The organism is Congzhengia sp. (genome assembly GCF_037235575.1).
Taxonomy (GTDB): Bacteria; Bacillota; Clostridia; order UBA1381; family UBA9506; genus Congzhengia; species Congzhengia minquanensis.
The window spans coordinates 17,733-36,145 of sequence record NZ_JAXUNN010000028.1 but is presented as its reverse complement, the minus strand read 5'-3'; the positions used below and the strand labels follow the sequence as shown (position 1 = coordinate 36,145).

Here is an 18,413-nt window from a genome sequence, read left to right as displayed (position 1 = left end):
TTCCTTTCCCATTACTCTATGCTTTTTAATGCCCCCAGCATGTCGATGCTTTTGATTTTGCTGCCCAAAACCCTGTTGACCAACACCGCAAAAACAAGTGTTAAGGCGCCCGCGGCAAAATAGGACAAAACGGCAATTGCCACGTCCAGCTTTACCATTTCAATGGAGCCCAAAATGGCACCCACAAGGGCTTTTCCTAAGGGAACGCCTAAAATTACGCCTACCGCAGTGAAAATAATGTTTTCTGTTAACAGCAGCCGTTTGGTTTCCTTGTCGTAAAAGCCCAGCACCTGCAAGGTCGCCAAAGAGCGGATTTGTTCAAAAAAGCTCATAATTCCTAAATTATAAAGCACCACAAAGGCCAAAATGCCGCCGAACAGGATCAACAGATACACAATGGAGGTGATTGCTTTCACCTGGTTGCGCAAAGATGTCATCACTGCCGCCTTGTCCTCCGTGCCCGCCACAAAATCAAAATCCTCCACCCTGTTGCGAACCGCTTCCAAATCATTCGTTTTCAGATATGCGGTGTTGGGGGTATAGGGTTTTCCCAAGGTATTCCAATAGGTCTTTGAAACATAGGCCCCGTCGGCGCCCCGAATAATTTTGCTGACGCGCATGGGATAATAGCGGTTGTCCCCGGTAAATTTAATTTGAACCTCGTCGCCGGGCATAACAGCAAGGTCTTTGGCGGTGTCGTCGCCTAGAATAACGCCGTCTACTGGCATGTCGTAGGTTTCCGGCCCGTTTAAGTCCAGCAGTTTTAAATGGAGCTGGTCGTCCGTCACTCTGAAATAAACCGTTTCTAAGTTGTTCCGCGAGTAAATTTTTGTCCCCATTGTCATTTCATACTGGGAGTCCTCCACCTGGGGCAAATACCCCAAATGCTTATACTGCGCCTCTGTCACTGTACCGTTTAATGTTACCATCAGGTCATATTTCTGAAGCTTGGTTTCCGTCCGGTCGATAAAGCTGCTGACAGAGTCGTTAATCCCCAAAGCTGTAAGCACAAGGGTCATACAGCCGGTGATACCCACAATGCAGATTGCCATTTTCGATTTATTCCGCATGATGTTGCGGAAGATGTATTTTGTGTTAAACCCCAGTCTGTTCCACACCGGGGGAATTTGTTCCAGCAAGGTTTTTCTTGTTTTTTTCGGCGGTTTTGGCCGCATACATTCCGCCGGCGTTTCCGAAAGCGCACCTTTTGCCGCAAAATAGGCGGTGCCGATGCAGACCAAAAAGGTAATTACAAAAGAGATAACCAGCGCGCTGGGGGAATATAAAATTTCGTGCGGCGGCATATCTACACTGCCAAACAGGGCGGAAAGCACCACCCCGGACAGTGCCCGGGCGGGCAGCACCCCAATGATATATCCTAAAATTACCACCAATACCGCATAAAAAAGGTAGTAACACATAATTTGAACGTCACCGTATCCCAGGGCCTTAAAGGTTCCAATGGTTTGCCGTGCATTTTCAATCAGGCGGCTCATGGTGGAAAACATAATCAGCGCCGCTACCGCAAAAAATATTAAGGGAAACACCATCACAATGGTTTTAATGCTGTTTGTCAGCTCCAAAAGCTCATAGGCGTTGATGTTGTCCTCCAATGCCAGAATGTTTACCAGCTTTGTGCCTAAACAATCGCTTAATTCAGCCTTTATATTTTCTAAATCTGCACCGTCAGTTGCAGTTACGCAAATCTGGTTATAGCTGTTTCTGCCTGTTAAATGTGCAAGCGCGTCTTCGCTGATGTAACCAAACCCGTAAGACGCCAAATCCGGCGTCAGATTGGTGCCGCTGACATGGTGCATGCACTCCGGACTTTTCACCAGAGCGCACACATAAAGCTTTAAAACATCGCCGGTGGCAGTTAGCTTCACCTCATAAAAATCGCCCACGGAAAGCCCGTTCGCCCGGGCAAACTCATCGCTTATCATAATGTCCCGGCTTCTGCTTAAGGTTTCGCCTTCCACTATGTAGGGAATATTCATATTCATCTCGTCCGGCACCGCGTAAAGTGCAAGGGTAATGTTTGCAAAATCGCGGCTTTCCGCGTCAATGGCGGTGCGCGGCTGAACGTCTTTTATCCCGTCGATTTTCGAAACGTTTCTGAAATCGGCGCGGTCAAACCCCACCCCCGTCACCCAAAGGTCCGCGACGTTTTGTTCCTTAAAATATTGCTGTGCAATCCGCTCCGCATTATAGGTGTTGCCGGACAGCGCAACAAACATTAAAACTGCAACAGCCGCAATCACAACAACGGACACAAGCCGCGAGGTTGTAAAGATGAGCTCCCGCCTGAAATTTTTCCAAAACATATTACCACTCCAGCTCCTGAACAGGGATTGGGTTGTCGTTTTTCTCAAAAGCCTCAATCTGTCCGCTTTTCATATGGATTAAAACGTCTGCCGTGGGCGCTAACGCGCCGTTGTGCGTAACGACAATAACAGTTTTTCCGCTGGTTTTGCAAATGTTATAAAGCAGGGCCAAAACAGATTTTCCTGTTTTATAATCCAGCGCGCCTGTGGGCTCGTCACAGAGGAGCACCTGGGGATTTTTCGCCAGGGCGCGGGCAATTGCCACCCGCTGCTGTTCCCCGCCGGATAGCTGGGAGGGAAAATTTGAAAGCCGCTGGGATAGCCCCACCATGGAAAGTACCTCTTTTGCGTCCAGCGGATTTTTGCAAATTTGGCTTGCCAGCTCAACATTTTCTAAAACAGACAGGTTGGGCATTAAATTATAAAACTGAAACACAAACCCAATCATGTTCCGGCGATATTGCGTCAGCTCTTTTTTTCCATAACCCGAAATTTCGCTGCCCAAAACCGAAACGCTTCCGCTGGTGGGGGAATCCATTCCGCCTAAAATGTTTAACACCGTGGACTTTCCCGCCCCTGATGTTCCCAAAATAATGGTATAGGCTCCCTTTGGGATTTCAAAGCTGATATGGTCCACCGCCGTAATTTTCGTTTCGCCCATGGTATATTCTCTGACCATGTCAGAAATTTTAATTGCCGTTTCCATGCGTCCGCCCCCTTTAGTTTTAGTTTAAAGTGGACGGGACAATTTTTCAATCAACAGTTTTTATCGTATTGTATGTTATGAAACAATTTGTTTGATTTTATATAGCTATTAACACAATATTAATGATTAAATCGTTGCGTTTGATACAAACAGTTGCATATTTTTCCGGAATATAGTATGATATACAGAAAGAAAACAATAGAAAGGGACGGAACAATATGAATGAAAAGATTGACCTGAGGGTAGTTAAAACAAAACGGAATATCAAATCCGCAATGGTTTCCCTTTTAAATGAGAAAGATTTTCACGACATTACCGTGCAAGATATTTTAGATCGCGCCCTGATCAACCGTTCTACCTTTTACCGGTATTACGATGACAAATATGATTTGGCCAAACAGCTTTGCAAATCGTGTTTAAACGGGGCTCGGAACATTTTGGAAGAACCGTTTCAAATGGATAATCACGATGAGTTAGTCCGCATTACGAAAAAGATGTATGACTACATTTTAGACGAAAAAGACACCTTTGAGGCGCTGCTTAAAGTCAAAACAGACAGCATCAGCCTATACAAAGATTTTGGCGTATTGCTGAAAAAAAGCTGTGTGGAGTTTTTAAAAGCCCTTCATCCCGAACTGCCCCATGAATTCGCCGACTATTCCGGCACGCTTTATGCCTCGGCGGTGATGGCAACCATCAATTGGCTGTCGGAAAACAATTATACAAATTATTTAACAGACAGCAGTAAGGAAGAAAAAATTACAAGAATTTTGCTGCGCCTGTCCCACGTGTTAGACGGCATTTTTGAAACAGCATAAGTTTTTTGTGTTAGCCTATTGACAAACAGATGAAATTGATGTAAAATAGAACAGGTGTTTAGGTTTAGAGCTTTACACCAAACCGTTTTGAGGTGAAGTTTTATGGAAAAAGATTTGTCTATTGCTGTTTTGCTTGACTTTTACGGCGATTTGCTGACGGAAAAGCAGGTACGGGCTATAGACCTCTATTATAACGAGGATTTGTCTTTGGCCGAAATTGCAGAGCCGCTGGGAATCAGCCGCCAGGGCGTGCGCGATTCCATCAAGCGGGGCGAAAAGCAGCTTCACGATTTTGAGGACTCTTTGGGGCTGGCAAAACGGTTTAAAGATGTAAAAGGCGACATTGTTGTTATTCAGGAAATGTTTCATGATTTGCAGACCTACATTCAAACATACATTCATTCCGATAAATTGTTAAAAGCGGTAAACCAGATTGGGGAAAAACTTTCCTCCATTACCGATAAGCTATGACCATGAAAGGAGCGGTTGATTTTGGCATTTGAAAACCTGTCGGAAAAGCTGGGTGCGGCGCTTAAAAAGCTAAAAGGCAAGGGCGTTGTAACGGAAAAAGATATTAAGGAATCGATGCGCGAAATTAAGCTGGCACTCCTTGAGGCAGACGTAAACTATAAAGTTGTGAAAGACTTTATTGGCAATGTGTCTGAGCGCGCTGTGGGGGCCGACGTGTTAGAGAGCCTCACCCCAGGACAGCAGATTATAAAAATTGTGAACGACGAGCTTGCAAAGCTGATGGGCAGCGACAGCGCCCGGATTGAGTTTGCAAAGAAACCGCCTACCATTGTTTTAATGGCGGGGCTTCAGGGTGCCGGTAAAACCACCTTCTGCGCTAAGCTTGCCGGATTTATGCGAAAAAAACACAATAAACGCCCGCTTTTGGTTGCCTGCGATATTTACCGTCCTGCGGCTGTGAAACAGCTGGAGGTTGTGGGTAAGCAGATTGACGTTCCTGTGTTTCAAATGGGCACACAGGTTTCTGCCGTTTCTATTGCTACTGCGGCATTGGAGCACGCAAAACACCATGGCAACGATTTTGTAATTATTGATACCGCCGGCCGCCTGCACATTGACGACGATTTGATGCAGGAGCTGGAAGACATTAAGGCCGCGGTGAACCCCGATGAGATTTTGCTTGTAATTGATGCCATGACTGGGCAGGACGCCGTGAACATTGCCGAAAGCTTTAACGCGCGTTTAGAAATCAGCGGCGTGGTAATGACAAAGCTTGACGGCGACACAAGAGGCGGTGCGGCGCTGTCGGTTAAGGCGGTTACGGGCAAGCCCATTAAGTTTGCCGGCGTTGGCGAAAAGCTTTCCGATATTGAGGAGTTCCACCCAGACAGAATGGCCTCCAGAATTTTAGGCAGCGGCGATGTGCTGTCTTTAATTGAAAAGGCACAGGCCGCCTTTGACGAAAAAGACGCGGCCAAACTGGAGGACAAAATCCGCCATAACAGCTTTAATTTAGACGACTTTTTGGCCCAGATGCAGCAGATGAAAAAAATGGGGCCGCTGACCCAGATTATGAAGATGATTCCCGGCGTGAACGCCAAGGCCATTGACAATGCCGATATTGATGAGCGAAAGCTGGACAGGGTGGAAGCCATTATTAAATCCATGACCATGCGCGAGCGGGAAAACCCGTCTATCATCAATGCCAGCCGCAAGCGCCGCATCGCCGCGGGCAGCGGGAACAACGTTTCAGACGTAAACCTTTTGCTGAAGCAGTTTGAACAGATGCAGCAGATGATGAAACAGTTTTCCGGCGGCGGTTTGGGAATGCGCAAATTAAAAAAGAAGAAAAAGCGCAAATAAAAAATGATTGAAGTAAAACAGGGAATTATCAAGTGGTGTTCCCCAATTGAGTATGCTTGTTATTTTTTAACATACACAACAAATTGCAGGAGGTGAAACAAACATGGCAGTTAAAATCAGACTGAGAAGAATGGGTGCGAAAAAAGCTCCTTTTTACAGAGTGGTTGTTGCTGACTCCCGGTATCCCAGAGACGGCAGATTTATCGAAGAAATCGGCACATACAATCCTTTAACAGAGCCTGCCGACATTAAAATTGATGCGGAAAAAGCACAGAAATGGCTCGGTAACGGTGCACAGCCGACAGATACTGTGAAAGTTCTTTTGAAAAAAAGCGGAATTACAAAGTAATTGTAGGTTCTGCGGGAAACACTAAAAGGAGAAAAAAATGAAAGAATTATTGGCAGTGATTGCGAAAGCATTGGTGGATGAGCCCGACGGCGTTTCCGTTAACCAGATCGACGGCGAACAGTCGGTTGTTCTGGAACTTAAGGTCGCTGACTCTGACATGGGAAAAGTCATCGGCAAACAGGGACGAATTGCTAAGTCCATCAGAACTGTGATGAAAGCCGCTGCAAACCGTGAAAACAAACACGTTGTAGTGGAAATTGTTCAATAAAAAACAGCCCGGCAGGCAAAACCGCTTGCCGGGCTGTTTGTTTTTTATAACCGTGCCAACGAAAATTCAGAAAGCGAAAGGGGCGCTTTGGGTGCACCCGCCAACGTATAGGCCGATTGAAATCCGCTTTTTTTCGCAAACTCTATGGCCGTGTCAAATGCAAAGTCCACCGCGTCCGCCTGGTGGCAATCGCTTGAAATTATAATTTTTCCGCCATATTCCTGAATTTTTTTCAAAATCGGCACTGCTGGGTAGGGCGCGCTGCGGTATCCCCGCTGCATGGCCCCGGTGTTGATTTCAAAGGGTTTGCCAGATGGAATCAGCGCGCGAAGCGCCGCATCCCACGCCTTTTCGTAACGGGGATTGCTTTCTGAAAACAGTTTTTCCCCCTCGTTAAATTTGGTGATTAAATCAAAGTGGCCGATAATGTCCGCCTTCGTTTTTTCCGCCACACGGGAAACCAGGGCGAAATAATCCTCTGCAAAAGCGTAATATTCGCCGTGATAACCGCAGTGCACGTTTTCTTGAAATGCACAACCGTCCACAGAAAGAAATGCTCCGTTTTTCTTCACATAGTGCACCGAACCAATTAAAAAGTCGAACCCGTTCGTATCGGCTTCCGAAAAATAGTCCATTTCCAAACCGCAGTAAATGTCAATCTGCCCGGCATATTTTTGTTTTAAGCGGTTGATTTCCGCCCGATACTTTGCTGTGTCCTCCAAACTCATGCAATAGCTTGCGTCAAAGGGCGTATAGGCGTGGCCAGAAAAGCCCAACGCCGTCATGCCCTTCTCAATTGCGGCCAGAACCGTTTCTTCTGCCGTGCTTTTTCCGTCGCAGTATGTTGTGTGTGTATGAAAATTAGATGTTACCATCATTTCGTCATTTTCTCCTGCTTCACCTTTTTGTCAATCACATGGCGGGAGGCCAGCTCAGTGTGAATGTCTTCTAAGCTGATTCCCATTTCAATCATTAAGACCATAACGTGGTAACAAAGGTCTGCAATTTCATAAACTGTTTCCTTTTTGTCATTTGCCTTGCCGGCAATGATAACCTCTGTGCACTCCTCTCCCACCTTTTTCAGAATTTTATCAATTCCCTTTTCAAACAGATAGGTGGTGTAGGAGCCTTCTTTTTTGTCTGTTTTGCGGCCTGCAATCAGCTGCATTAATCCTTCCAGCGAAAATGCCGGCGGAATTTCACCCTCATACACCAAATCGTTAAAACAGGAGTCTGTTCCCATATGGCAAGCCGGGCCGTCTTTCTTCACCAAAACGGTCAGCGCGTCGCGGTCGCAGTCCGCCGTGATGGAGACAATGTGCTGGTAATTTCCTGAGGTTTCCCCTTTCAGCCACAATTCTTTCCGCGAACGGCTCCAAAAACAGGCGAGCCCCTTTTCCATTGAAATTTTTAAGCTCTCCTTGTTCATATATGCCAGGGTTAAAACCTTGTTTGTTTCCGCGTCCACCACGACTGCCGGAATTAACCCCTTTTCGTCAAACTTTAATTCGTCAATCTGAATCAACACAAAATCCTCCTTTTATTTTACAGCCTTACGGCAATTCCGTTATCCCGCAGGGTTTCCTTCAGCTTTGGAATTGTAACCTCCCCGAAGTGGAAAATAGAAGCCGCAAGCCCCGCGTCGATTTCGGGAAGCTTTTGAAAAAGCTGCACAAAATCGCCAATTCCGCCGGCACCGCCGGAAGCGATTACCGGAACGTTTACAATGTCTAACACGGCTTTTAGCATGGGGATGTCAAATCCCTTTTTCACGCCGTCGGTATCAATGGAATTGACCACGATTTCCCCTGCGCCCATGTCCACGCCATGCCGAATCCAGTCAAGGGCGTCTAAACCGGTGTTTTTCCGCCCGCCGTTTTGAAACACGCGAAACACGCCGTCTACACGCTTTATGTCCACGCTTAAAACCACGCACTGGTCGCCGTACCGCTTGGCCGCCTCCTCAATGAGCGACGGGTTTTTAATTGCACCCGAGTTAACGCTGACCTTGTCGGCCCCGCATTTTAGCACGCGGTCGAAATCCGCCAGGGTATTGATTCCGCCCCCTACGGTGAGAGGAATGAAAATGGTGGAGGCAACCTGCTTTAAAATGTCGGTAAATAAAGCCCTGCCCTCAACCGACGCGGTGATGTCATAAAACACCAGCTCATCGGCCCCGCTGTCGCTGTAATGTTTGCCCAGCTCCACCGGGGAAGACACGTCGGACAGGCCCTGAAAATTTACGCCCTTCACCACCCTGCCGTCTTTTACGTCCAGGCAGGGAATAATGCGTTTTGTAATCATAGCGCACCGCCTTTCTGATCTGCTCCTCTGTTTGCAGCAGACGCGGCCAGCGCCACGGCCTCGCGGATGGAAACAGCTCCGGTGTAATAGGCCTTGCCGATAATGGCTCCGTAAACGCCGGTTTTCGTTAAATTCTTAATATCTTCTAAGCTGGAAACGCCGCCGGAGGCAATAATGTTCATTTGATACTTTTCCGTTAACGCTTTGTAAAGCGCCAAATTTGTGCCCTGCATGGCCCCGTCTTTGGAAACATCGGTGCAGATTAAGGTTTTTACTCCGGCGTTCTGCATTTTTTCACAGAAGCTCCCGCAGGTGAATTTGGAGTTTTCCGTCCAGCCGCGAATCGCCACAAACCCGTCTTTTATGTCTGCGCCAACAACAATTTTATCGCCGAAGTTCTGAACGGCGGTTTCTACAAAGCCTTCCTCCGTTACCGCCGCAGTGCCTAAAATCACCCGGTCTACCCCGGCGTTTAAATATTGCTCAATGACAGAAAAATTCCGAATTCCGCCGCCGATTTCCGCCGACAGCGACGTGGAATTTACAATCCGCTTCACAGTTTCTAAGTTCGGTGTGCCGCCTGTTTTTGCGCCCTCTAAATCCACAATGTGAATATGGGTCGCCCCCTCGGCCTCAAACCTTTGGGCAACCGTTTCCGGCTGTTTTTCATAAACCGTCATTTTGTTGTAGTCCCCGCGCAGAAGCCGCACGGCGGCGCCTTCAAATAAATCAATCGCCGGAAGAATAATCATTTGTGCCTCTCCTTTCCCGGTGCGCCAAGCTCGTGAAACGCCCTTAAAATTTTCATGCCCACATCCCCGCTTTTTTCTGGGTGGAACTGGCAGCCAAACACGTTTTTGTCCGCCGCCGCCGCAGTTAAAGGCGCGCCGTATTCCGCCGCGGCAATTACGCTTTGTTCGCAGTCGGCGCAGTAATAAGAGTGGACGAAATAAACAAACTCGCCCTCATTCACATAACGGAAGAGCAGACTTTTTTCTTTGTGTTTCGGAAAATGCAGGGCGTTCCAGCCAATGTGGGGAATTTTAAGCCCCTTTGGAATTACGTCGGCAATGGGGCGCACAGTTCCCGAAATCAGCCCTAAGCCTTCATGCTCGCCATATTCATAGCTTTTGTCAAACAAAAGCTGCATGCCCAAACAAATTCCCAAAATGGGTTTTCCTTTTTGTGCTTCTTCTATTAAAACCTTGTCAAGCCCGCATTGCTTTAAGCTCTCCGCCGCGTCGGCAAACGCACCCACGCCGGGCAGAATAATTTTTTCGCATTGCTTGATAACTGCTTTGTCGCCTGTCACAACCGAATCAATCTTTTGCGAATCCAACGAGCTTTTCAGCGAAAACAAATTCCCAACGCCGTAATCAATAATTGCAATCATCTAAATCAAAACCCCTTTGGTGGACGGAATTTCATCTCTGTTTTTTTCGTCTATTGCCACGGCCATGCGAAGGGCACGGGCAAAGGCTTTAAAACTGCCTTCAATGATGTGGTGAGAATTTTTTCCGCTAAGCTGCTTTACGTGCAGCGTAATGTTGGATTTTCGGATAAAGCCCAGGAAAAATTCCTCTGTCAGCTCTGTGTCGAAGTCTCCCACCTTGCTTGCGGGAATATCTAAGTCAAAGCACAGAACGCCCCGGCCGGATACGTCCGCTGCGCACAAAATCAGCGCCTCGTCCATGGGCAGCAGCATGTGGCCGTAACGGCAAATGCCGCGCATGTCGCCAATGGCCGCAGAAAACGCCTCTCCCAGGCAGATGCCCACGTCTTCCACCGTGTGGTGAAAGTCAACATAAGTGTCTCCCTTGCAGGCAAGCGTTACATCAAATCCGCTGTGTTTTGCAAACAGCGTTAAACAGTGGTCTAAAAATCCGCAGCCGGACTGAATTTCACATTTTCCCGTTCCGTCTAAATTCAGCGAAAGCGAAATGTCCGTTTCCGCGGTCGTTCGTTCGATTTTTGCTGTTCTCATGGTTCCACCTGACTTTCTTTTTCTATTGTTTTTAAAGCTTCAATCAGCGCATTCATCTGTTCTTTTGTTCCCACGGTAATCCGGTTAAAATCCGCGATTTCCGGCGTATTAAAATGGCGCACCAAAATGCCCTTTTCCCGCAGCTTTCTGTAAATATATTCTCCGCTTACGCCCTCTTTTTTCACAAACAAAAAGTTTGCAAAGGAATCGGTTACGAAAAAGCCTTGTTTTTTTAACTCTGCTTTGGCAAATTCCCTTACTTTTACAATTTCGCCGCATTTTTCTTTGTAATATGCCGGGGAATTTACCGCCGCGGCACCTGCCAAGAGCGACAGACGGTTAATGCTGTAGGGATTGGTAGAATATTTTATTTTTTCTAAATCCGCAATTAAATCCTTGTTCCCCACGGCAAAGCCCAGCCGTGCCCCGGCTAAGCTGCGGGATTTTGAAAAGGTCTGAACCACCAGCAAATTGTCATACTTGCTCATCAGCGGCGCGCAGGATGTTCCGCCAAAATCAATGTATGCCTCGTCAATTAAGACCACGCTGCCGGGGTTGTTTTTTACAATTGCTTCTACCTGCTCTGTGGATAATATCAGCCCCGTCGGCGCATTGGGGTTTGCAATTACCACAAGGGCGTTTTTATGATAATAGTCCTCCGGACTGATGGTAAAATCTTTATTTAACGAAATCGTTTCATAGTCTATGCCGTGGAGCTGGGAAAAAACCTTGTAAAAACCATATGTAATGCTGGGAAAAACCGCTTTTCCACCCAAACCTGCAAAGGCCATGAACGCAAAGTTTAAAATATCGTCCGACCCGTTGGAAACAAATATGTTTTCCCTGCTTGTGTGAAAGCTTTCGGCCAGCGCATCACGCAGCGCGCCGCACTCCGGGTCGGGATAAAGCCGCAGTTTTTCCGTTTCCTCTTTCGTTACTGCCGCAATTACCGCATCTGATGGGGGATAAGGCGACTCGTTGGTGTTTAATTTAATATACGCCATATCGGTAGGCTGTTCGCCGGGAACATAGGCCTCAAGCCCCCGATAGCACGCATTTAAAAATCTGCTCATCAAAACGCCCCCTTAACGCTTGCTTTTTCTCACGGTTGCGCTTCTTGCATGAGCCGAAAGCCCCTCTTTTTCTGCAAAATATGCCACCTTGTCGGCAATTTTAGAAAACGCTTCATCCGTATAATAGGTATATTGAGATTTTTTCACAAAATCGTCCACCGAAAGCGGGCTTGAAAACCGTGCCGTGCCGCTGGTGGGCAGGGTGTGGTTGGGGCCTGCAAAATAGTCCCCCAGCGCTTCGGGGCAAAACCGGCCCATAAAAATAGAGCCTGCGTTTTTAATTTTATCTAAATAATCAAAGGGGTTATCCATGCACAGCTCCAGGTGCTCCGGAGCAATTTCGTTGGCTACGGAAATTGCATCTGTAATGGAGCCTGTCACAATAATTTTCCCATTGCTTTCAATAGACGCCCGGGCGATTTCCTCCCTCGGAAGCGAAGACAGCTGAATTTCAATTTCCTGCTGCACAGCAACAGCCAATTCTTGACTCGTGCAAATCAGCACGGCGCTGGCGTTTTTGTCGTGCTCCGCCTGGGATAAAAGGTCTGCCGCCACATATTTTGGATTGCTTTTTTCATCCGCGACAACTAAAATCTCGCTGGGACCGGCAATCATATCAATTGCCACCCTGCCGAACACCTGGCGTTTTGCCTCGGCAACATAGGCGTTGCCGGGACCGACGATTTTATCCACCTTCGGAACAGACTCCGTTCCGTAGGCAAGCGCCGCCACGGCCTGGGCGCCGCCGATTCTAAAAATGCGGTCTACCCCGGCAATTTTTGCCGCCGCTAAAATGGCGGGATTCACGCTTCCGCCGGTGGGCGGCGTGACCATAACAATTTCTTTTACTCCGGCGATTTTTGCCGGAATTGCGTTCATCAGCACCGACGAGGGATAGGCCGCCGTGCCGCCGGGCACATAAAGCCCGACCTTTTCGATTGGAATTACCTTCTGGCCCGTTACCACGCCGTCTGTTTCGTTGATAATAAAGCTGCTGCGCACCTGGCGGGAGTGGAACTGTGTGATGTTTTCCTTCGCTTCGGAAAGCACCTTGATAAAGGTTTCGTCCATTTGCGCAAAGGCTTCATCTATTTCGCTTTGCGGCACCTCAAGGCTGTCTAAAACGGCTTTGTCGAACTTTTCGCAGTAGGCAAAAAGTGCGCTGTCGCCCTCTTCCCTTACGGTTTTGATAATTTCCGAAACCACATCTGCCACGTTCGTCTGTTCTTCTGCCTGCGCAAAAATTTCGTCGCGGGTAATTTTGTCACAGCGAATTTTATCATAATTTAAAATCTGTATCATTATTTTTTACCTCGTTTCCTCACACTGAACCTTTAACGCGTTCATAACCTTTTTTATCTGACTGTTTTTAAACTTAAAGCTCGCCTTGTTGCAAACCAGCCTTGCGGAAACCGGCACCACCGTTTCTGTGGGCTCTAAATCGTTTTCTTTTAACGTCGTTCCCGTTTCAACAATGTCCACAATTACGTCGGAAAGGTCTAAAATCGGCGCCAGTTCAATGGAGCCGTTGAGTTTGATAATGTCAATGTCGCGTCCCTTTTTCTCATAAAATTCCCTTGCGATGTTGGGAAATTTTGTTGCCACGCGAAGGGTTCTGTCTGTGTGGTCGCGAAAACCCTTTTTTGCCGCCACAGCCATGCGGCAAACGCCGATGTTCAAATCCAGAAGTTCATATACATCGGGTTTATATTCCAGCAAAATGTCTTTTCCCGCTATGCCGATATCCGCCGCACCGCGCTCAACATAAATAGCCACGTCGGAGGGCTTCACCCAAAAATATCGAATGCCGGCCTGTTCGCTTTCAAAAATCAGGCGCCGGTCGTTTTCCTTTGTTTCGGGGCACGAAAAGCCTGCCTGGTCTAACATGTTTAAAACCTTTTCCCCCAGCCTGCCTTTGGGCAGGGCGATGTTAACCGTTTTCAACCTGAGCGCCCCCTTTTTTTAATACGATTTTCTTCCTGCACCGGATTTTGTCAGGTGCGTTTTTCTGCACCAAAACGGTTTCGCCTGCTTTCGTAATTTCCCGGGCTTTTTTCAGCACCGCCGCAGGGGTGCAGGTGTCGTCATACGTTAACAGAACGTCTGCATCGAACCCGTCTTCGCCTCCCGCCAGGCGTTCTAATTGGTCTAAATACACGGCAAATCCAATGGCTTCGGCATGTTTTCCCATTTTGTGCATCAGCTTGTCATATTGTCCGCCGCTTAAAACCCCTGCCGGAATTCCTTCTATATATCCGCGGAACACAATGCCGTTATAGTAGTTCATGTCGTTCACCACGGAAAAATCCAGCTGCACGTTATCGTCCAGCCCACATTCCGTCAGCGCGTCGCAAACGGCAGAAAGTGTATCCACCGCCGCTTTCATTTCGTCATTGATGCAAAGCTGGTCCAGTTTTTTTATCACGTCTTTCACCGGCCCATAAACTGAAACAAGTCCGGTAATTTTTTCTGTCAGTTCCTTTGAAAGGCCCTTTCTCTCGCAGACATTGACAAGCTCCGGCACGTTCTTTTCGCTCACCGCGTTTAAAGCTGCCGCTGTTTCTTCCGCGGTAAAGCCCGCCGCAGACAAAAAGCCCGATACAAACCCCATGTGGGAAATGTCCAGCACAAAGTTCGGGCTGATAAATTCCAGGCTTTTCACCGCAAGCATAATGACCTCGCAAATATTATAGATATCAATGCTGCCAATGCACTCCAGTCCCGCCTGCATAATTTCTTTAAACGCGTGGGCGCCGCCGGATACGCGGTACACGTTTTCGTTATAATAAACCTTTTGCACAAAGGTTTGTGCGTCGTCTGAATTTTTTATGATAGACACCGTAACGTCCGGCTTCATTGCCAGCAGTTTTCCGTTGGTATCGGTAAACGTGATGACTTTGTCGCTGATTAAAAAGTCTTTAATCTGCACATAGGTGTCATACTCTTCAAACTTGCTCATTTTAAACTGGGTATAGCCAAATTCGCGGTAAAGCTCTTTTAGCCCCTGCAAGGCTGCCGGGCCGCTTTTTGCACTATTTGCTGTCTGCTTCATTGCTTAATCTCTCCAATACAATTGTATATCCGCCGCTGCCGTAGGAAATGCACTTGTTCACGCGGCTGATGGTAGCCGTGCTGGCTCCTGTTTCCTTTGCCACGTCGTTATAGGCCCTTCCCTCTTTTAAAAGCCGTGCGACCTCCAGCCGCTGGGCAATTTCCTGAATTTCTTTAATCGTACAGACATCTTCAAAAAATTTATAACATTCCTCCACAGATTTAAGGCTTAACACTGCGTGAAACAAATTATCCGTCAGTTTTGTCTGAAACTTTTCCATTTTTCCGCCTCCTTTATCACTTTAGCACACTAATATGATAGCACAGTTAATCGCTAAAGTCAACCCGGTTTTCATAAATTTAACAAAAAAGGCGGAAACAAATTTGTTTCCGCCAAATAAATATAGATTATTTTGCCAGCAGTTCCTCTGCCAGTTGTTCCATTTCGTTTACGGTGTTTTCTTTCATGGTGGTTTTCATTGTCACCGCGTTATCGCAAATTGAAATGTTTTTCATGCCCTCCAGCATGGTGCGCATTACTTTGCCTGCCGACGGCGCCCATGAGCCGTTTTCCACAATGGCGGCTTTTCTGTTTTGGAAGTTTTTTGCCTTTAAGTGGTGAAGAAACTCCTCCATGCAGGGAAATACGCCGGCGTCGTAGCTTGCTGCCGCAAACACAATTTTGTCGTAGCGGAATGCATCTTCAACGGCCTCGGCCATGTCGTCCCGGGCTAAATCTGTTACCACAACCTTTTTTGCGCCTTTTTCCGTTAAAATTTCGGAAAGCTTTCTGCAGGCGTTCATGGTGTTTCCGTGAATCGACGCGCAGGCAATGAAAACGCCGTCGTCCTCCGGTTCGTAACGGCTCCACAGGTCATATTTTCCGATGTAATATTCTAAGTCCTCCGTTAAAACAGGGCCGTGAAGGGGGCAAATTGTTTCAATTTCCAGTGTTTTTGCCTTTTTTAACAATGTTTGAACCTGAGCGCCATATTTCCCCACAATATTAAAATAATACCGCCGGGCTTCGCACGTCCAGTCTTCCTGGGTGTCCAGCGTGCCGAATTTGCCGAATGCGTCGGCTGAGAAAAGCACCTTCTCGCTTGCTTCATAGGCAACCATGACCTCAGGCCAGTGCACCATTGGAGCCATAATAAATTTTAAGGTGTGGCGGCCTAAGGAGAGCTCGTCTCCCTCGCTTACAGCAATGCAACGGTCTGTTAAATCCTCATCAAAAAACTGCGGCAGCATGGCCTTAGCCTTTGCGCTGAGTATGAGCTTCATGTCCGGGTAATGCTCGCATATGTTTTGAATGTTTGCAGAATGGTCCGGCTCTAAGTGCAGAACCACTAAGTAATCCGGCTTCCTGCCGCCAAGTATTTCTGTTATGTTTTGTTTCCATTCCGTTGACGCACGCTTGTCCGCCGTGTCCATAATGGCGCACTTGTCGTCTAATATCACGTATGAATTATATGTCACGCCGTTTGGCACGACATATTGGCTTTCAAACAAATCAAGAGTTTTGTCGTTTACTCCTGCATAAAAAATAGAATCGGTTATTTGTCTGTTTGTCACTGTATGAATCCTCCTGACTGTTATCACGATAGCGCCCATGCAAAGTAACGCAGTTGCATGGGCGCAGATGGGTTAAATTCTTTCAAAATCTGATGCAGGGTGCTTGCAAATGGGGCAAACAAAGTCCTCAGGCAGGTCCTCGCCCTCATAGACATAGCCGCAGATTTTACACCGCCAGCCCTTTGCCGCCTTTTTCTCTTCCGGTTTTGGTTTTATGTGGTCTTGGTAATAGGTATAGGTTACCGTTTCCCTTTCTGAAAGCACTTCGGCCTCTAAAACATCTGCAGTGAAAAGCAGATGTGTTCCCATGTCAATCTCGTTGGTAACGTTTCCGCTGAAATATGCATTGGTGGTCTTCGTGACATAATAAACGCCGTTTTCACTTCGTTTCACGTCGTTGAAGCCCTCAAATTTATTCGTGTCTTTCCCACTTTGAAACCCAAACCGTTTGAACATGTTAAAGTCTGTTCCCTCACAGAGCACAGAAATGTTGAATTGCTTTGTATGTGAAATCATTTCACAGGTGTAGTTTTGCTTGTTTACAGCAAGCGCCAGCCGGTTCGGCGTGTTCGTCGCCTGAATGACGGTGTTCACAATGCAGCCGTTGTCCTTGCCGTTTTCTGCCGCTGTGAGCACATACAGGCCATATCCGATTTTAAAAAATGCACTGTTGTCCATTTGCGTCCCCCTTTCGATGTTGGTAATTGTGTTACTCCGCTTTTGAAAACTGGTCTTTGCCTACGCCGCAAAGAGGACAAACCCAATCCTCCGGCAAGTTTTCAAATGATGTTCCCGGCGCAATTCCGTTGTCCGGGTCGCCAGCCTCCGGGTCGTAAACATAACCGCATACGTCGCATACAAATTTTTCCATTAGAAAAACCTCCTGTTATAATTAATAAATTTAAAATAAGCTTTGGTTATTTGGTTAAAACCTTTGCAATGTCCGGCAAAATTTCTAAGCTGCGGGTCAGAATTCCTTTCATGTAGGCAATCACCACGCCGTAGTTGGTCATGGGGATGCCGGCGTCTTCTGCGCACTTCATGCGAAAGCGCACCTCCCGCTCATTGAGCATGCATCCGCCGCAATGAATGATGAGGGATGTCCCGGATAAATCCTCCGGAAATTCTGTTCCCGAAACGGTTTTTATCGTAAGTTCTTTGCCTGTGTAGGACTTCAGCCACCCCGGGATTTTCACCGTGCCAATGTCGTCGCACTGGCGGTGGTGGGTGCAGCCCTCTGCAATTAAAACTGTATCGCCGTCCTTTAAGCTTTCTATGGCTGCCACGCCATGTACCGCACCTTTTAGGTATCCTTTATATCTTGCCATTAAAATCGAAAAAGATGTAAGAGGAATATTCTGCGGCACAATTTTTGACACAAAACCAAAGGCCTGGCTGTCAGTAATCACTAAAGACGGCGGTGTTTTTAAATTTTCCAGCGTTTCTTTTAGCTGTGTTTCCTTGACCACTGCCGCTGCAGCGTCTGCGTCTAAAATGTCGCGAAGGGTTTGCTGCTGAGGCAAAATCAGTCTGCCCTTGGGGGCGGCAGAGTCGATTGGCGTTACCAAAACCACAGTGTCCCCCGGGGAAATCAGGTCGCCCACAATCCGTTTTGCGTCTGCATCTGTTTTAATCAGACGGGCAATTGTTTCTTTCAGCTCAAAAATTCCTTCGCCTGTTTTTGCGCTGACGCTTACCTCATTCTCCGCAAGGTCTTGTTTTTTTGCAAGATCTTGTTTATTATATGCAATCACATAAGGAATATTTTTTTCTTTAAAAATGGCAAGCAACTGGCTGTCGCAGCTGGATCGTCCTATTGTGCCGTCAATTACCAGCACTGCCGCGTCGCACTTGTTCAGCACCTGCTTTGTCTTTTTCACACGCAGGGCGCCTAAATCGCCGCTGTCGTCAAACCCCGGGGTATCAATTATCATCACCGGCCCCATGGGAAGCAACTCCATGGATTTATAAACTGGGTCTGTTGTGGTGCCCAAGGTGTCTGAAACCACGGACAGCTCCTGCCCCGTCACTGCATTCACCACGCTGGATTTGCCTGCGTTCCTGCGGCCGAAAAAGCCAATGTGAACCCGCTCGCCGGAGGGGGTGTTATTCAGTCCCACAGCGCTCC

General features: G+C 47.4%; 22 protein-coding genes. 5 read left to right on the top strand and 17 right to left on the bottom strand.

Annotated elements, in window-relative coordinates; genetic code table 11:
* Nucleotides 1–11: 11 nt before the first annotated feature.
* Together WIG73_RS05610 and WIG73_RS05605 are read right to left on the bottom strand one after the other, a co-directional pair.
* Nucleotides 12–2,324, bottom strand: a complete 2,313-nt coding sequence (locus tag WIG73_RS05610) for an ABC transporter permease (protein WP_337399632.1) — start codon at nucleotides 2,322–2,324, stop codon at nucleotides 12–14.
* Between the two features lies 1 nt (nucleotide 2,325).
* Nucleotides 2,326–3,030 carry an ABC transporter ATP-binding protein gene (locus tag WIG73_RS05605; RefSeq protein WP_177679664.1) on the bottom strand — a complete coding sequence of 235 codons (705 nt, stop codon included), beginning with the start codon at nucleotides 3,028–3,030 and terminating at the stop codon, nucleotides 2,326–2,328.
* 218 nt (nucleotides 3,031–3,248) lie between these two features.
* Here WIG73_RS05605 and WIG73_RS05600 point away from each other — a divergent pair, with 218 nt between their 5' ends.
* The 5 genes from WIG73_RS05600 (at nucleotide 3,249) to WIG73_RS05580 (ending at nucleotide 6,298) form a co-directional block, all read left to right on the top strand.
* The gene (locus tag WIG73_RS05600; protein ID WP_249313758.1) at nucleotides 3,249–3,848 is read left to right on the top strand and encodes a TetR/AcrR family transcriptional regulator; all 600 of its coding nucleotides are present in this window, start codon (nucleotides 3,249–3,251) and stop codon (nucleotides 3,846–3,848) included.
* 102 nt (nucleotides 3,849–3,950) lie between these two features.
* Nucleotides 3,951–4,319, top strand: coding sequence for a YlxM family DNA-binding protein (gene ylxM, locus WIG73_RS05595; protein WP_337399631.1), 369 nt, complete (start codon nucleotides 3,951–3,953; stop codon nucleotides 4,317–4,319).
* A 21-nt stretch (nucleotides 4,320–4,340) separates the two neighbouring features.
* Entirely contained in the window at nucleotides 4,341–5,681 is a 1,341-nt protein-coding gene (gene ffh, locus WIG73_RS05590) for a signal recognition particle protein (protein WP_337399630.1), read from the top strand.
* A 103-nt stretch (nucleotides 5,682–5,784) separates the two neighbouring features.
* Nucleotides 5,785–6,030 (top strand): 30S ribosomal protein S16, encoded by a 246-nt coding sequence (gene rpsP, locus WIG73_RS05585; RefSeq protein ID WP_177679656.1) that lies wholly within the window; start codon nucleotides 5,785–5,787, stop codon nucleotides 6,028–6,030.
* 37 nt (nucleotides 6,031–6,067) lie between these two features.
* Nucleotides 6,068–6,298: a KH domain-containing protein gene (locus WIG73_RS05580; RefSeq protein ID WP_177679654.1), complete on the top strand. Its 231-nt coding sequence runs from the start codon at nucleotides 6,068–6,070 to the stop codon at nucleotides 6,296–6,298.
* 44 nt (nucleotides 6,299–6,342) lie between these two features.
* Here the strand turns inward: WIG73_RS05580 and WIG73_RS05575 are convergent, their stop codons facing one another.
* The 15 genes from WIG73_RS05575 to hydF form a co-directional block, all read right to left on the bottom strand.
* On the bottom strand, nucleotides 6,343–7,176 hold the full coding sequence (locus WIG73_RS05575) for a histidinol-phosphatase (protein WP_337399629.1): 834 nt from the start codon (nucleotides 7,174–7,176) through the stop codon (nucleotides 6,343–6,345).
* The gene (gene hisIE, locus WIG73_RS05570; protein ID WP_337399694.1) at nucleotides 7,173–7,820 is read right to left on the bottom strand and encodes a bifunctional phosphoribosyl-AMP cyclohydrolase/phosphoribosyl-ATP diphosphatase HisIE; all 648 of its coding nucleotides are present in this window, start codon (nucleotides 7,818–7,820) and stop codon (nucleotides 7,173–7,175) included. The genes WIG73_RS05575 and hisIE overlap by 4 nt, the downstream gene beginning before the upstream one ends.
* 23 nt (nucleotides 7,821–7,843) lie before the next feature.
* Complete coding sequence (gene hisF / locus WIG73_RS05565) at nucleotides 7,844–8,602, bottom strand: imidazole glycerol phosphate synthase subunit HisF (protein ID WP_337399628.1); 759 nt, start codon at nucleotides 8,600–8,602, stop codon at nucleotides 7,844–7,846.
* Complete coding sequence (gene hisA, locus WIG73_RS05560) at nucleotides 8,599–9,354, bottom strand: 1-(5-phosphoribosyl)-5-[(5-phosphoribosylamino)methylideneamino]imidazole-4-carboxamide isomerase (RefSeq protein ID WP_337399627.1); 756 nt, start codon at nucleotides 9,352–9,354, stop codon at nucleotides 8,599–8,601. The genes hisF and hisA overlap by 4 nt, the downstream gene beginning before the upstream one ends.
* Nucleotides 9,351–9,995, bottom strand: coding sequence for an imidazole glycerol phosphate synthase subunit HisH (gene hisH / locus WIG73_RS05555; RefSeq protein ID WP_337399625.1), 645 nt, complete (start codon nucleotides 9,993–9,995; stop codon nucleotides 9,351–9,353). Before hisH ends, hisA begins: the two co-directional genes overlap by 4 nt.
* Entirely contained in the window at nucleotides 9,996–10,586 is a 591-nt protein-coding gene (gene hisB / locus WIG73_RS05550; RefSeq protein WP_337399624.1) for an imidazoleglycerol-phosphate dehydratase HisB, read from the bottom strand.
* On the bottom strand, nucleotides 10,583–11,659 hold the full coding sequence (hisC, locus tag WIG73_RS05545; RefSeq protein ID WP_337399623.1) for a histidinol-phosphate transaminase: 1,077 nt from the start codon (nucleotides 11,657–11,659) through the stop codon (nucleotides 10,583–10,585). The genes hisB and hisC overlap by 4 nt, the downstream gene beginning before the upstream one ends.
* Before the next feature lie 12 nt (nucleotides 11,660–11,671).
* Nucleotides 11,672–12,961, bottom strand: a complete 1,290-nt coding sequence (hisD, locus tag WIG73_RS05540) for a histidinol dehydrogenase (RefSeq protein ID WP_337399622.1) — start codon at nucleotides 12,959–12,961, stop codon at nucleotides 11,672–11,674.
* Between the two features lie 6 nt (nucleotides 12,962–12,967).
* The gene (gene hisG / locus WIG73_RS05535; RefSeq protein WP_177679544.1) at nucleotides 12,968–13,603 is read right to left on the bottom strand and encodes an ATP phosphoribosyltransferase; all 636 of its coding nucleotides are present in this window, start codon (nucleotides 13,601–13,603) and stop codon (nucleotides 12,968–12,970) included.
* On the bottom strand, nucleotides 13,590–14,711 hold the full coding sequence (locus WIG73_RS05530) for an ATP phosphoribosyltransferase regulatory subunit (RefSeq protein WP_337399621.1): 1,122 nt from the start codon (nucleotides 14,709–14,711) through the stop codon (nucleotides 13,590–13,592). The genes hisG and WIG73_RS05530 overlap by 14 nt, the downstream gene beginning before the upstream one ends.
* A complete protein-coding gene (locus WIG73_RS05525; protein ID WP_177679540.1) occupies nucleotides 14,692–14,991 on the bottom strand; it encodes a YerC/YecD family TrpR-related protein in 300 nt (99 codons plus the stop codon). Before WIG73_RS05525 ends, WIG73_RS05530 begins: the two co-directional genes overlap by 20 nt.
* 127 nt (nucleotides 14,992–15,118) lie before the next feature.
* Nucleotides 15,119–16,324 carry an MBL fold metallo-hydrolase gene (locus WIG73_RS05520; protein ID WP_337399620.1) on the bottom strand — a complete coding sequence of 402 codons (1,206 nt, stop codon included), beginning with the start codon at nucleotides 16,322–16,324 and terminating at the stop codon, nucleotides 15,119–15,121.
* A gap of 33 nt (nucleotides 16,325–16,357) precedes the next feature.
* Nucleotides 16,358–16,963 (bottom strand): flavin reductase, encoded by a 606-nt coding sequence (locus WIG73_RS05515; RefSeq protein ID WP_337399619.1) that lies wholly within the window; start codon nucleotides 16,961–16,963, stop codon nucleotides 16,358–16,360.
* Between the two features lie 31 nt (nucleotides 16,964–16,994).
* A complete protein-coding gene (gene rd / locus WIG73_RS05510; RefSeq protein WP_177679534.1) occupies nucleotides 16,995–17,156 on the bottom strand; it encodes a rubredoxin in 162 nt (53 codons plus the stop codon).
* A gap of 46 nt (nucleotides 17,157–17,202) precedes the next feature.
* On the bottom strand, nucleotides 17,203–18,405 hold the full coding sequence (hydF, locus tag WIG73_RS05505) for a [FeFe] hydrogenase H-cluster maturation GTPase HydF (protein WP_337399618.1): 1,203 nt from the start codon (nucleotides 18,403–18,405) through the stop codon (nucleotides 17,203–17,205).
* Nucleotides 18,406–18,413 lie beyond the last annotated feature (8 nt).

Excerpts from the sequence above, each read along its gene's own strand:
- WIG73_RS05610 (WP_337399632.1), bottom strand. The coding sequence starts at position 2,324 with ATGTTTTGGAAAAATTTCAGGCGGGAGCTCATCTTTACAACCTCGCGG.
- WIG73_RS05605 (WP_177679664.1), bottom strand. The coding sequence starts at position 3,030 with ATGGAAACGGCAATTAAAATTTCTGACATGGTCAGAGAATATACCATG.
- WIG73_RS05600 (WP_249313758.1), top strand. The coding sequence starts at position 3,249 with ATGAATGAAAAGATTGACCTGAGGGTAGTTAAAACAAAACGGAATATC.
- ylxM (WP_337399631.1), top strand. The coding sequence starts at position 3,951 with ATGGAAAAAGATTTGTCTATTGCTGTTTTGCTTGACTTTTACGGCGAT.
- rpsP (WP_177679656.1), top strand. The coding sequence starts at position 5,785 with ATGGCAGTTAAAATCAGACTGAGAAGAATGGGTGCGAAAAAAGCTCCT.
- WIG73_RS05580 (WP_177679654.1), top strand. The coding sequence starts at position 6,068 with ATGAAAGAATTATTGGCAGTGATTGCGAAAGCATTGGTGGATGAGCCC.
- WIG73_RS05575 (WP_337399629.1), bottom strand. The coding sequence starts at position 7,176 with ATGATGGTAACATCTAATTTTCATACACACACAACATACTGCGACGGA.
- hisF (WP_337399628.1), bottom strand. The coding sequence starts at position 8,602 with ATGATTACAAAACGCATTATTCCCTGCCTGGACGTAAAAGACGGCAGG.
- hisA (WP_337399627.1), bottom strand. The coding sequence starts at position 9,354 with ATGATTATTCTTCCGGCGATTGATTTATTTGAAGGCGCCGCCGTGCGG.
- hisH (WP_337399625.1), bottom strand. The coding sequence starts at position 9,995 with ATGATTGCAATTATTGATTACGGCGTTGGGAATTTGTTTTCGCTGAAA.
- hisB (WP_337399624.1), bottom strand. The coding sequence starts at position 10,586 with ATGAGAACAGCAAAAATCGAACGAACGACCGCGGAAACGGACATTTCG.
- hisC (WP_337399623.1), bottom strand. The coding sequence starts at position 11,659 with ATGAGCAGATTTTTAAATGCGTGCTATCGGGGGCTTGAGGCCTATGTT.
- hisD (WP_337399622.1), bottom strand. The coding sequence starts at position 12,961 with ATGATACAGATTTTAAATTATGATAAAATTCGCTGTGACAAAATTACC.
- WIG73_RS05530 (WP_337399621.1), bottom strand. The coding sequence starts at position 14,711 with ATGAAGCAGACAGCAAATAGTGCAAAAAGCGGCCCGGCAGCCTTGCAG.
- WIG73_RS05525 (WP_177679540.1), bottom strand. The coding sequence starts at position 14,991 with ATGGAAAAGTTTCAGACAAAACTGACGGATAATTTGTTTCACGCAGTG.
- WIG73_RS05520 (WP_337399620.1), bottom strand. The coding sequence starts at position 16,324 with ATGGGCGCTATCGTGATAACAGTCAGGAGGATTCATACAGTGACAAAC.
- WIG73_RS05515 (WP_337399619.1), bottom strand. The coding sequence starts at position 16,963 with ATGGACAACAGTGCATTTTTTAAAATCGGATATGGCCTGTATGTGCTC.
- rd (WP_177679534.1), bottom strand. The coding sequence starts at position 17,156 with ATGGAAAAATTTGTATGCGACGTATGCGGTTATGTTTACGACCCGGAG.